Below are 12,408 nucleotides of genomic sequence, written 5' to 3' on the forward strand. Positions count from 1 at the left end.
CCCGGAGTGGCGGGGTACTTCGGTGCAGGTGTGCGGCATGTGGCCGTTCTCGGCGGGGTCCGGCAGCCCGATGACAGGTGTCCCTCTGGGACGGTCGATCGTCGGCGGAGCAGCCCTGTGCTGTGATCCGATCAGTTGGTTCCAGCGCGCAAAACTCATCCTCAACCCGAGCGAGTTCGTGCTCGGCAAACCGGGGCTCGGAAAGTCGACCATCGTCCGCCGCCAGGCCCTCGGCCTTGCGGGATACGGGATCAATCCCGTCGTCTTCGGAGATCTCAAGCCCGATTACGTCGATCTCATCAAGGCCCTGGGCGGCCAGGTCATCACGCTCGGCCGGGGACGTGGTTTCCTCAACGTCCTGGACCCTGGTGAGGCGGTGACCACCGCAGCCCGGTTGTCCGGCCAGCAGCGAAGGGCGCTACTCGCCGACGCGCACGGCCGACGGCTCAACACCGTTGCCTCGCTGATCACCGTGCTGCGCCGTGTCCCGCCGAGCGACCGGGAAGAAACCATTTTGAACGCCGCACTGGACCTGCTTGACGAACGACACAAGGGGGTGCCGGTGCTCGGGGACCTCCTGCGCCTGATCCATGAGGCGCCCGAAGAATTGCGGCAAGTCGCATTGGACCGGGGTGAAATGGCCCGATACCGCGACATCACCGAAAACCTCGAATCATCGTTGGTGGGGTTGTTGGGGCGCGGGCGCCTGGGGGAGATGTTCTCGCAGCCGACGTCCGAACCCATGCGGCACGACACGCCGGTCTGCTTCGACGTGAGCAACATCGACGACGCCGACGCCCAAATGCAGGCTGCCGCGCTGCTCGCGTGCTGGAGCTACGGGTTCGGCACAATCTCCGTGGCCCAGGCTCTCGCCGATGCCGGACTGGAGCCGCAGCGCCGATACTTCGTGATCCTGGACGAGCTGTGGCGCGTCCTTCGGGCGGGCCGCGGGCTCGTCGACCGCATTGACGCCCTCACCAGGCTCAACCGCCAACGCGGTGTGGGGATGGCCATGATCACCCACACGATGTCGGACCTCCTTGCCCTGGCAGAGCCCGAGGACCGTATGAAAGCCAAGGGTTTCGTGGAGCGTGCCGGAATGGTGATCTGCGGCGGGCTGCCGGCAGCGGAAATGCCGCAGTTGACACAAGTGGTGGCGATGACGGATGCCGAGCAGCACATGATCACCGACTGGTCCACACCACCGACCTGGGACGCAACTTCGGAGGGGGAGGCGCCTCCACCTGGCCTGGGCAACTTCATGATCAAGGTGGGCGGGCGCCCGGGCATACCCGTGCATGTGGATCTCACCGATGACGAGCGTGCCGTCAATGACACCAACAGGCGGTGGACGCGGTGAGTACCTGCGCCGACTACAAGGACTATCCCCCGGCGCCCAATTACATGGAAACGATCCAGGGCTCCTATTCGATCATCCACACCACGGGCAGCCATATGCCCGACAACGACTACTCCAGCGAAATAAAACAGATCTGGGCCCGCGGGTGCACGGATGACAATGTCTTCTACACAGAGAGTGAGGGGAACAAGTCCATCGCCGAGGTGGACGAAGGGTTCGACCTCTACTCGTTCGTTGAATGCCGTATCGGTTCGGAAGAGAAATGGAAGGAGGTCTGGGAATCCATCCAGCTCGACGACGCCAATCCGAACAACTTCCTCTACGATCCGATCGAGTGGACCCGCTTCGAACTGTCGAGTCTGATCAAGAAGTCGGTGCAGTGGTGGCTGGGCGTCGATGACCCGTTCGTCGGAGACTACGGGAGCGGAGCGACCAAGGACGCCGGACAGCTCCAGAGCAACCTTGTTGAAACCACTGCATTCACCGCAGGCGTCATCGCGGTCGTCTCCTTGTTGTTCGTGGCGGCGCGCATGGCGCTGCGACGCGACGCCCAACCAGCCAAGGACACATTCCGAGGTTTGGTCACCCTGGTGGTTGTCACCGCGGGCAGCCTCACTTTCATCAAGTTCCTGCTCAATGCATGTGACAAGTTCACTCAATATTTCATCTTAAGAACGCTGCCACCGGGGAGTCTGGGGGCGGGCACGGATCCCAATAATCCCAAGTACTGCACGGCAATACAGTCGCGCATAGCGCAGATTCCAGCGCAATTCGACCAGATGAACTTCTTTCTGTTCGTGCTGTGTTCCGTTTTCCTGCTGGTGGCGTCCGTGGTCGTGTATTTCTACATGCTCGGCCGGGTCTTCGTCATCACTCTCCTGGCGGGGCTGATGCCCCTGGCCGCTGCCGGCACCGCGACCGAGGCCGGAAAGGAGTGGTTCGGGAAGATGGTGTCGTACGTCGTGGCGTTCATCTTCGTGAAACCCGCGGCGACCGTCATTTACGTGGTCGGCCTGCGTCTTTCCGACCCGGGCGACGGGGTGCCGTCCGACGTCATGCAGTTCTCGTCCGCAGGGTTCCTGCTCTTCGGGACGGTTCTGCTGCCTGCCATGACCCGGCTCGCGTTCCCTTTCACATCGGCTGCCGCACAGGGGGACAGGGCCGCGCAAGCGCTGGCGATGGCGCCGGTCGCCGTGGGAGCGAAGGTCGTGAAGAGCGGGATCTCGACGCTTCGTTGACTCCGTTTTCAGTGAGGCGGGAGGCGACGACATGGGCGGAGGAGGGGAACGATGACCGCTACCGGAGGACGTCGTGGGCCGGATGTGACCGCCGAGGCGGTGGCGGTGGTAGCTGTCATCCTCGGCGTGCTGGTCCTGACAGGAGTGGTTACGGTCGCGGCCGCGTTCGGTGCGGCAGTCACCGGGAAACAACGACCGCCCAAGGTTCCGCCCGTCACCATCCTCCATATCGCGCTCGGCAAATACCCTTGGCCTGGCACCATCGCGACCGTCGCCCTGGTCGTCATGATTTCCGCGCTGTTGGCGGTCGCGGCGGCATCAATGTACCTATGGATGAGCCGTGTGGCACGGCAGCACCGGATCGACCGCGCATGTCGCTACATGGCGGTGGCCAAGGAGTTGCGCCCCATGAGCACGCCCGGCGTGTTGGCCACCGCACGCAAATTGATGATTCCCAAATCCGCTCCACCCGGGATTTTCGTCGGCCGCACGGTGCGGGGCGATGCGGACCTCTGGGGTTCCTGGGAGGACATGCATGTCGATGTCTGGGGGCCTCGTACCGGCAAGACAGCCAGCCGCGCCATACCCAACATCGTGGCCGCGCCCGGGCCGGTCGTGGTGACGTCCAACAAGCGTGATGTCGTGGACCACACCCGAGGTGTGCGGGAAGAGGTCGGCCCGGTATGGATTTTTGACCCGCAGAACCAGGCCGGAGGCAAGCCGGTCTTCTGGTGGAATCCGCTCAGTTATGTCGGAGACAGCATTGTCAAGGCTGTGAAGCTCGCCAACAGATTCAGCGCCATCAACCGACCGGAACATGCGCGCAGCGACGCGTACTTCGAGCCTGCCGCACTGGACCTCTTCGCGAATCTCCTACTCGCCGCCTCACTCGACGGGCAACCCATCACCCAGGTCTATGACTGGCTGACGCGACCGACCGACGACACCCCGGTGCGGATCCTGCGGGACGGGGGACACCGCCTGCCCGCACGATCCCTGATGTCGGTGATCACGGCGCCGGACAGGCAGCGCGCCGGCGTGTACGGCACCGCCGTCCAGTTCGCCTCCTTCCTCGTCGCGGACAACATCAACGAGTGGGTGACGCCGGGCAGCGACCCGACTCGGCCCGAGTTCGACGTCACAGCCTTCCTGACCAATCCCGGCACTCTCTACCTGATGTCGGAGGAAACCAACAAGGTCGCCGCGCCTCTGGTCTTGGCGCTCACCACAACACTGGCCGAGGAGGCGGAGAACATCGCACGGGACTCTCCCGGCGGACGGCTTCCGATCCCCGCTCTGTTCGTCTTGGACGAAGCGGCGAACATCTGTCCGTGGAAGGCACTTCCCGACAAATACACGCACTTCGGTTCCCGGGGGGTGATCGTGATGCTCATTCTCCAGTCCTGGGCACAGGGGGTATCGGTATGGGGGGACACCGGGATGGCCAAGCTCTGGGGCTCCGCCAACGTACGTGTTTACGGAGGCGGGGTCTCCGACATGAAGTTCCTGGGTGATCTGGCGCAGTCGAGCGGCGTGTTCGAACCGCGCACCGGGAGCATGACCGTGAAGTGGGGTGAACGCCGATCCTTCGGCGTTTCCACACGCTCCGAAAGCGTGCTGGACGCCGCAGATTTGCAGTCGATGCCGCGGGGTAGAGCCTTCGTGCAACTGAGCGGTTCCCGTCCGACATTGGTACGCACCGTGCCGTGGTGGGAGGGCCCGTACGCCGATGCCATCCGTGCGTCGCTGGCACGTTACGAGCCCCGTCCGACCAGGGCAGCGACCACGGCGCCTCCGGCGACGGCAAAGGAGGCCGCGTGATCAGTCCGACGCGTCGCGATCTGTGGGGCCAAGGACGCTACGCCCCGCCGGTTGTGCTGATACCGCCCCCCATTGTCACGCCGACGGTCGAGGAGGAGGAAGTCCTGCCGGCAGCCGGGGCCACCGGTGTTGTGCGTGCCGTGACGCCGACGGGGCTCTTTGACTCTGCGGAACACTTCGTGAACAAGTATTTGGCGCAGATCATTTGCCGCAGGCTAGGTCAGGGCACAGCACTGTGGTGCCCTGAATGGTGGCGCCATGCGGAGGCCGTGATTCGCCTGGACAGCTTGTGGGGTGCCTTCGAGGCATGCGCTGCAAGTGGTGATCCGCTCGCCATGTCGTCGTGGTGGGTGCACCATGCCGACCCGCATCTGCGGACGCTCTTGGACCCGGACTACGGCCCGTTCGCAATCTGTGATCCGGACGAAGGACACGCCCGTCGGCCGTTGACGCCGCTTCCCGTACGGGACGCACCATCTGAGGCATGGAACCAGGCCTTGTATCGACTGGGCAGGAAGGTGGGGTCGGGTCGTGAGTGATGCCGATACCGGCGGAGCCCTGGACTTTGTGAGCGCAGTAGTCGAAGCAGGGGCCGACGTTGCCGGGGACGCCGCGGTCGCGGCATCCGGGGTGGCGACACAGGTCGTTCACGAGGGATGGAAAGTCTCCAAGTCCGCGCTTGCCCTGGCCCAGAAGCCCCCCGTGCTGGCGGCCGGCGTCGGCGCCGGCACCGCCGTAGTTTTCGGCGCCTCCGTGGCTCCCGCGTTGGCGGTGGGAGCTGTCGCGGCAGTTCTGGGGGCGGGAGTGGCCCTGGCCAAGGAAAAGGGCAAGGCGTAGCCGCCGCAGAAGAACACTCACAGTCAGTTTTGTTGGTCGTCTCCCTCCGGGAGCGCCTGGGCCTCAACCGGCGATTGAGAGAGCCGCCTGATCACGGCGTCGGCTTCGGCACTGGCCGGCCCCCAACCGCTGACACGCATGGCGAGGACCCTCCGGCCGACGCGGTCTGCGTGGGCGGAGTAGGTGGCTTGTGACCAGCTGAATTGGGCATTGTCCGCCCAACGCGCAATTCGTTCGTCGACCGGGCCCTCGCCGTTCGGGCGGGACATGGCCAACTCGGCGTACAAGGTGGCGGCGCCCAGGACGTCGCCGTTGACGAAGCTTGTGAAGGCGAGTACTTCGCGCCCTGCGGATGCCGCGGGAGAGGTGCGGCCATGCCCTTCGTCTAGCCGGTCCACCAGAGACTGCGCGCGGCTGCGGGCCGCCGCGGTCCTGCCGTTGCGAAGGTCGCTCAGGATCCGGGCCAGAGTGGCCTGGGTGTCCGGATCCGGTGCGGACCGCGTCTCTGCCCCCGGGGCGGGCGGTGGAACGGGCACACCAGTATGGGAGTTGGCTGCGGGACGGCGTTGGGATCCTCTGCGCAGTCCGCGTCGCCTGCGGCTTTGAATCGGGTTCCGACTTGCGCCCGCCGCCACGACGCGGGCATCGGGTGTGACGATCAACGGCCACACGGTTCCGTCGGGTTCGCGCGCTTCCACGCGTACCGGACGCCCTATCAAGGTGGCGGTCGCGGCGACCACTTCGACGGCCGTCTGTCGGGCATCGTCGCCGGCGGCCACCGGGATGGTCTCGCCTTCCACGACGACGTAGCCGTCGGTGCGCAGTTCGACGGTCAGGACGGGCCAGGCAGGCACATCGGCCAGGTTTGGTTCTTTCGGGGTCACCATGCTCGCTTTTCGAAGAAGAGGAAAACCCTGATGGAATCGACGCACACCTCAGTCGCGGAGCGAGTTCAATCGGTATTCTTTATAGGTTCCCTTTCCGGGCCAATACGGATAGGGCACCGTGCCATAGTGTGCGCCCCGGTCGCCGCTCTCCTCGTACGTGTAGTAATGCGTACGTGTGTCGTCAACCCATCCGGCGAATATCAACGTGTGGCCGTAAATTCCAGGGGCGTCGTTGAGGAGAATGTCCCCTGGGAGCAGCTCGTCCTTCTCTATGGGGTGTGCGACCTGGTGCAACGTGTCGGTGGTCAGGCCGTCCGGTGGCAGCCCCCAAGCCATCGAGACGAAACCGGAGCAGTCCATACGGTAGCCGTCGAAATACGTTGTCCAGCTGTAGCCGAGTCCGAGATCTGCCCAGCGTTTGGCGCGGCGCAGTATCTCCGCACGGTGGGTGGTCGAAGCCGTCGCGGAGAGGTATTTCTCTATGTTGGGCAGGATCATCTCAAGATATTCCCGGCCACTGGTCCCGTTGCCGTCCTCCGAGTCCGGAATTCCCTCGCTGTCGTAATTGATCGGTATCGTCTTGCCGTCCTTGACCCATGTGTGCGGGGGGAGGTAGATGTTCGGTCCCTGGTTGTAGCCGACGAGCATCAGGTTCCGCACATTGCCCTCGCCCACCAGACCGGGAATCTGGTTGTTCGCGAGATAGCCACGGATCAGAGTCGCCAGATGGCACAGGTAGGTGCCGGTGGCCATGATGGCGTCGGCCCCATTGAAGACGTCCTTCACGCCGTCGCCGTCGCCGTCCTGGCCGAATTCGGACCACGTCTCCGGCATGAACTGCCCCATGCCGTACGCCGCGCCTGCCTCGCCCTTGTTGGCCAGCGGGTCCCATTGGCTCTCGGCGGTGATCACCGCTGCCACCACTTCCGGCGGGACGTCGTCACACAACGCGCCGGCATCCCAGATCCACTGTTTGTACGGTTGTGCCTCGGGAGGCAGCAGGTTCGGATCAAACCGCCTCCGTTCCAACATCACGTGGCGCACGGCAGCGCTCTCCACGAGTTCCACGCCCCCCGCACATCCCGTGAGGAAAAGGCAGCACAGCACCACGGGCATGACCACAACAGCCCTGGGGAGTCGCCCCGTTGGCCCTGCGGGCCTGCCGTCTTCGCCGCGCCGCCGGGCGAAGCGGTTCACTGGGCGGGTGGTCGTGCGCTGCGGGCGGTCTCGGAGGGGAGTTGGCCGAATTCGGAGCGGTAGGTGCCGCTGAAGCGGCCGAGGTGGGTGAAGCCCCAGCGGAGGGCCACGTCGGTGACGGTTTCGTGGACGGAGCCGTCGGCTATCCGCTTGAGGTCGGCGTGGGCGCCGGCGAGGCGGAGGGACTTGACGTAGTCGATGGGCGTGGTGCCGAGGTGGGTTCGGAAGGTGGCCTGGAGGCGGCGGACGCTGAGGCCGGCGACGGCGGCGATGTCGGCGACGCTGAGGGGTTCGCGGGCGTGGGAGTGGCAGAACTCCAAGGCGCGCAGCACGGTGACGGGGAGGGGGAGGACGGTGTCGGCGCCGTTCTCGCCGGTGTGGTGCGGGGCTTGGGTGCCGAGGACGGGGGCCGGCTCGGGCTGGATGTGGGGTTGGGAGGCCAGGAGGACCTGGGCGAAGAGCTGGCCGAAGCGGGCGTTGACGGCGGTGGAGCGGACGACGAGGCCGGTGTCGCGGGCCGCGACGAAGGCGTCGGCGAGGGCTTCCCAGATGCCGCTGCGTACGGAGACCTGCGCGAGGGGGGAGGAGAAGCGGAGGGGGCGGATCAGGCGGCGGCCGCCTTGTTCGCGCCAGACGACCTCGACGAGGCGGCGCGAGAGGCGGATCACGGTGATCGAGCGGTTCGCGGCCCAGCGCGCCTGGTAGCGGCGGCCGGGGCCGACGATGTGCGAGCCGTGGTAGACGGAGCCGCTGTCCACCTGGCCGGCCAGGCCGCCGGACGCGAGCGTGATGAAGTACGCGTTGTCCGGGATCGCCGCGACGTCCACCTGGAGGCCGATGTCGCTGGTCAGCGTGGCCACCACCAGGTCGTGCGAGCGTGCGACGGTCAGCCGGGCCTGGAGTCGGCCCGGGCCGAGGGGCCGGAGGTGGTACGGGCCCAGGTGTTCGCCGAGTGCCTCTTGCAGTCGCGTGAGGTCGCTCCCGGCGAACGTGGTGCCAGGCATGGCGCTCGGCGCGCGGTCTCCTTCCGGGCGGGGCCGCACGAGCTGCGGGCTTCCCTTGACCGAGGTCGGCCGTTGGGCGCCGACAATCCTCCTGTGCCGCGCGGAGCGTTCGAGTCCCGGGGAGCGTTCGACACCTGCGTATGCGTGCGGGGCGGCGGCATCGTGCAGCACGCTTATGGCGGCACTGTTCATGCGGTCCCTTCCGATAACGCGCGAAACTCCAACGGGTAAACGGGTAAACGGGCGTTCCGGAGAACGGCGCCGCGGAAACCCGATCAACACCGGACTTTACGGAGCCCGGGGGTGGCGCGGCGAGGGCCTGTCTGCACGGTGGAAACGCGCCACGGGTGTCGTTCTGCACCGCCGGGGGCGTCGCACCGGGGTTATCCCAATCGCGATACCGACAATGGATATTGACCGTGTGTCGGTCCGCTGCCTAGCCTCCGAAATATCCCAGCGCCCCTGAGTCGGGCGGCACACATACCCCGGAGCCGTCGCATGCGGAAGACATGGATCGGTGCGTCGAGGGCCGGACTTCACGGTTCCCGGCGGCCTGTCGAGGACGGACGCGGCAACGCGCGCACCGGTCGCGCCGCGGGATGGACGTCCACGCTTGTCGTCGGCACGCTCATCGCCGCGTCGGTGCTGGTGGGGGTGGGCGCGGCCGGCACCGAGAGCCGGATGTCGGACGCGGGCGCATGGCTGGCAAGTCTCAAGAACAGCACGATCGTTCACGTCAACGGCAGCACCGGACGCGTCGACGGCGTCGTCCGCGTCGGTGCGGACACGAAGGGTCCACTGGACGTCGTCCAGGAAGGCCAGGGCCTTCTCGTGCTCGACCGCTCCACCGGCGTCGTGACCAGGATCGATCCAGGCCAACTCACCGTGGCCCAGGCGAAGTCCTTCGACAGCGCACGGATGCGGATCGTCGCGTCCGAGGACAGCACCTGGGCCGTCGACGAGGCTGCGGCCACGGTCCAGCGCATCGACCGGGTGACGCTCGGCCCCGACGGCAAGATGGTCCAGTTGCCCGGCAAGCCCGAGGCGGCACGGATCGACGAAGAGGACGTGCTGTGGGTGCTGGTCCCGAGCAAAGGCACGGCGATTCCCGTCGCCGACGACGAACTCGGCGAGCCCGCAGTGGTCGGCGAACCCGGTGAACGCGCACGCCTGACCGTGGCGGCCGGCCGTGCAGCGGTGCTCAACACGAAGGCCGGGACACTGAGCGTCCTTTCGTCGGAGGCCCAGGGGCTGACCATCAGGCTCCCGGGCGAACTCGCGGCGTCGGCACCGGACTCGGTGCTGATGGCCGAGCAGCACGTCAGCCCGCTCGTCCCGATCCTCGCGCCCGACACGGGCTCGCTTGTGGTGGCCAACGTGGAGAGCGGCGTGGTCCAGGCGACCAAACTCGACGAGACGGCGGGGAGGTCGTACGGTGCCCCGCAAGCGCTCGGGTCGCGCATCTACATCCCGGACACGGGCACGGGCGAACTCGTGGTCTACGACACGGCGTCGGCGAGGTTCGAGTCGCGGATCCAGGTCACCGGCAAGCCCGGTGACCTGGAGGTCCACGCCCGCGGCGACCGGCTATGGGTCAACGACCAGGACAACGCCACCGCGGCGGTCGTGGACGACGAGGGCAAGGTCCACCGCATCGACAAGTACGACACGCAGGTTCCCGGGGCGGACACGTCGTCCGCGTCGCCCTCTGCGTCGAACACGCCTTCACCGAACCCCTCCACGCCTCGCCCACCGGTCGGCACGCCGGTGGACCCGGTCATCGACCCGGTGGCGGATCCCGTGGGGGATGCGCCCGGATCGGATGCGGGCGACGGGACGGGCAGCGGTCCCGGCGACGACTCCGCGGACGGTGGGTCATTCGATCCGCCGGCGTCCGATCCGGACCCCGTTGCGAATCCGCCCGCCGGTGCTCCGGCGCCCGTCGTGACCGTCACGAAGACGGTCACGCCACCCCCTGCTCCCGCACCGCCGCAGATCCCCAAGGACCCGCCTCCTGCCCCAACTTCGCCGCCGCCCGCACCGACGACGCCCGCGCCGACGAAGACGCCGGGGCCGACGGGCAACACCGGTACCGGCACCGGTAGTCCGACTCCCACGGAGACGAACTCACCGCCACCGCAGCAGACTCCGCCTGGCCGACCGAAGGCACAGACATCCGGGGACGGGATCACCCTCACGTACGCCCCCGGTTCCGGCGCCCGGCCGGACCGCTACGAGCTGGAGGGTGCACCCGCGGGCTCGGAGGTCACGCCGAAGACGGGGTCGCCCAAGGGGCCGTTCCGCTTCGACATCGGCAAGCTGACGTGCGCGAAGGACGTCGAGTACAGCTTCAAGGTCGTCGCCGTGTACGGCGACAAGCGGCTGGCCTCCCCTGCCTCATCGGCGGTACGTCCGTGTGTGGCCCCCGGCGCGCCCAAGATCACCGGTCAGACGCGCAGCAACCACCAGGTCAAGATGAGCTGGAAGGCCCCGCCGGGCGTCGGCCTGATGTACGAGGTGACGTGGAAGGGCGACGGCGACGCGCCGGACGGGAAAGCGACCACGACGTCGACGTCGTACACGATCAAGAACCTGAAGAACAGCAGTATCTACAACGTCACAGTGAAGGCGGTGAACGCGGCCGGCACCAGCTCCGCGTCGTCGGTCAAGGTCGATATGACGCCGCCGAAACTGACGTTGCAGGTGCACCACAACGAGGACGACGGCGTCAACATGGGCATTCGTAATGAGCCCGACTCGCAGAACGGCGGGCGCGCCGGGGCGATTCCGTCCGGATACAACAAGGCGATCGTGGTCCACTGCCAGACGAAGGGCACCACGGAGAGCCGATGGGACGGCACCGGTGGCAAGAGCGCCATCTGGGACAAGGTCACGTACCAGGGGATCACCGGATATACGACCGACGTCTACATCTCCACGTCGAACTCCGGAAGGAACGCCTATTCCCCCGAGCTGTGGGAATGCGAGTGAGACGGTGAGATTGGCAACGATGAACGGCAGCGCGGCATGACGTCCGTCCCCGTGCGGTCGAACGGCGCCGCGCCCGCCGCGCCGCCCTCGCCCCTCAAGCTCTTCGCCGAGTGCTTCCGCGCCCTGGCCGACAACATCGAACGCGTCGTCAAAGGCAAGCGGGATGTCGTCGAACTGGCCCTGACCTGCCTGTTCGCGGAAGGCCATCTGCTGGTGACCGACGTTCCCGGAACCGGCAAGACCACGCTCGCCCGCGCGATGGCGGCCTCGCTCGACGGGACATGTCATCGTGTCCAGTTCACCCCCGATCTGCTGCCCTCCGACATCACGGGCGCGTCCGTGTTCCGACAGGACACCGGGCGGTTCGAGTTCCTGCCGGGGCCGGTGTTCGCGAACGTCGTCATCGGCGACGAGATCAACCGGGCGTCGCCCAAGACGCAGTCGGCCCTGCTGGAGGTCATGGAGGAGGCACGCGTCTCCGCCGACGGCGTGACCCATGACGTTCCGCGTCCTTTCATGGTGTTCGCGACGCAGAACCCCGTCGAGATGGCGGGGACCTACCCGTTGCCGGAAGCCCAGCTCGACCGGTTCATGATGCGGCTGACAGTCGGATACCCGGACTTCGCCGCGGAGTTGGCGGTCGCGTCGGGCGGGGGGAGCGATGGCGTCGGCGAGCTTCCGGTGATCGCGACGTCCACGCACGTCGCGGAGTTCGCCCAGGTGGTACGGGAACGCGTGCGCCTGCCCGAGGCGGTCGTCGCGTACGCCCTCCGCATCGGGATCGCGACGCGCGAACTCCCGGGCGTACGCCTCGGCGCCGGCCCGCGCGGCAGCGTCGCGCTCGTGCGTGCCGCCCGGGTGCGGGCCGCATGGCAGGGCCGGTCGTACCTGACGCCGGACGACGTGAAGGAACTCGCCGTGCCGGTGCTGGCCCACCGCCTGCTGCTGGACCCGGAGACCGAGGCGGCGGGAGTGACGGACGTCGAGCTGGTGAAGGGAGTACTCGGCCGCATCGCGGTACCCAAGCCGCAGTAACGGCGGGGGAGTTAGGCGGCCGAGCGACCGACACGCCA

General features: G+C 66.9%; 10 protein-coding genes. 7 read left to right on the plus strand and 3 right to left on the minus strand.

What is annotated here, in order from left to right:
• Positions 1 to 37 precede the first annotated feature (37 nt).
• From ACRX5S_RS08600 to ACRX5S_RS08620, 5 genes are read left to right on the plus strand one after another with little or no spacing between them, the layout of a single operon-like run.
• On the plus strand, positions 38 to 1,360 hold the full coding sequence (locus ACRX5S_RS08600) for an ATP/GTP-binding protein (RefSeq protein ID WP_436772184.1): 1,323 nt from the start codon (positions 38 to 40) through the stop codon (positions 1,358 to 1,360).
• Positions 1,348 to 2,598: a hypothetical protein gene (locus ACRX5S_RS08605; RefSeq protein WP_436772185.1), complete on the plus strand. Its 1,251-nt coding sequence runs from the start codon at positions 1,348 to 1,350 to the stop codon at positions 2,596 to 2,598. The genes ACRX5S_RS08600 and ACRX5S_RS08605 overlap by 13 nt, the downstream gene beginning before the upstream one ends.
• Before the next feature lie 51 nt (positions 2,599 to 2,649).
• On the plus strand, positions 2,650 to 4,419 hold the full coding sequence (locus ACRX5S_RS08610; protein ID WP_436772186.1) for a type IV secretory system conjugative DNA transfer family protein: 1,770 nt from the start codon (positions 2,650 to 2,652) through the stop codon (positions 4,417 to 4,419).
• On the plus strand, positions 4,416 to 4,958 hold the full coding sequence (locus ACRX5S_RS08615; protein WP_436772187.1) for a DUF4913 domain-containing protein: 543 nt from the start codon (positions 4,416 to 4,418) through the stop codon (positions 4,956 to 4,958). The genes ACRX5S_RS08610 and ACRX5S_RS08615 overlap by 4 nt, the downstream gene beginning before the upstream one ends.
• A complete protein-coding gene (locus ACRX5S_RS08620) occupies positions 4,951 to 5,256 on the plus strand; it encodes a hypothetical protein (RefSeq protein WP_436772188.1) in 306 nt (101 codons plus the stop codon). Before ACRX5S_RS08615 ends, ACRX5S_RS08620 begins: the two co-directional genes overlap by 8 nt.
• Before the next feature lie 23 nt (positions 5,257 to 5,279).
• On the opposite strand, the gene ACRX5S_RS08625 is transcribed toward ACRX5S_RS08620, so the two are convergent.
• The 3 genes from ACRX5S_RS08625 to ACRX5S_RS08635 form a co-directional block, all read right to left on the minus strand.
• Positions 5,280 to 6,143: a hypothetical protein gene (locus ACRX5S_RS08625; RefSeq protein ID WP_436772189.1), complete on the minus strand. Its 864-nt coding sequence runs from the start codon at positions 6,141 to 6,143 to the stop codon at positions 5,280 to 5,282.
• A gap of 48 nt (positions 6,144 to 6,191) precedes the next feature.
• A complete protein-coding gene (locus tag ACRX5S_RS08630; protein WP_436772190.1) occupies positions 6,192 to 7,211 on the minus strand; it encodes a lytic murein transglycosylase in 1,020 nt (339 codons plus the stop codon).
• 125 nt (positions 7,212 to 7,336) lie between these two features.
• Positions 7,337 to 8,344: an AraC family transcriptional regulator gene (locus tag ACRX5S_RS08635; RefSeq protein WP_436772191.1), complete on the minus strand. Its 1,008-nt coding sequence runs from the start codon at positions 8,342 to 8,344 to the stop codon at positions 7,337 to 7,339.
• Positions 8,345 to 8,842: 498 nt separating this feature from the next.
• Here ACRX5S_RS08635 and ACRX5S_RS08640 point away from each other — a divergent pair, with 498 nt between their 5' ends.
• Both ACRX5S_RS08640 and ACRX5S_RS08645 read left to right on the plus strand, forming a co-directional pair.
• Positions 8,843 to 11,335, plus strand: a complete 2,493-nt coding sequence (locus ACRX5S_RS08640) for a fibronectin type III domain-containing protein (RefSeq protein ID WP_436772192.1) — start codon at positions 8,843 to 8,845, stop codon at positions 11,333 to 11,335.
• Positions 11,336 to 11,371: 36 nt separating this feature from the next.
• Positions 11,372 to 12,370, plus strand: coding sequence for an AAA family ATPase (locus ACRX5S_RS08645; RefSeq protein ID WP_436772193.1), 999 nt, complete (start codon positions 11,372 to 11,374; stop codon positions 12,368 to 12,370).
• The last annotated feature ends 38 nt before the right edge of the window (positions 12,371 to 12,408 follow it).

Source organism: Yinghuangia sp. YIM S09857, assembly GCF_051388915.1.
GTDB lineage: Bacteria > Actinomycetota > Actinomycetes > Streptomycetales > Streptomycetaceae > Yinghuangia.

What these genes read in the sequence shown, in the direction of transcription:
- ACRX5S_RS08600 (WP_436772184.1), top strand. Translation starts at nt 38, where the DNA reads ATGTGGCCGTTCTCGGCGGGGTCCGGCAGCCCGATGACAGGTGTCCCT.
- ACRX5S_RS08610 (WP_436772186.1), top strand. Translation starts at nt 2,650, where the DNA reads ATGACCGCTACCGGAGGACGTCGTGGGCCGGATGTGACCGCCGAGGCG.
- ACRX5S_RS08625 (WP_436772189.1), bottom strand. Translation starts at nt 6,143, where the DNA reads ATGGTGACCCCGAAAGAACCAAACCTGGCCGATGTGCCTGCCTGGCCC.
- ACRX5S_RS08635 (WP_436772191.1), bottom strand. Translation starts at nt 8,344, where the DNA reads ATGCCTGGCACCACGTTCGCCGGGAGCGACCTCACGCGACTGCAAGAG.
- ACRX5S_RS08640 (WP_436772192.1), top strand. Translation starts at nt 8,843, where the DNA reads ATGCGGAAGACATGGATCGGTGCGTCGAGGGCCGGACTTCACGGTTCC.
- ACRX5S_RS08645 (WP_436772193.1), top strand. Translation starts at nt 11,372, where the DNA reads ATGACGTCCGTCCCCGTGCGGTCGAACGGCGCCGCGCCCGCCGCGCCG.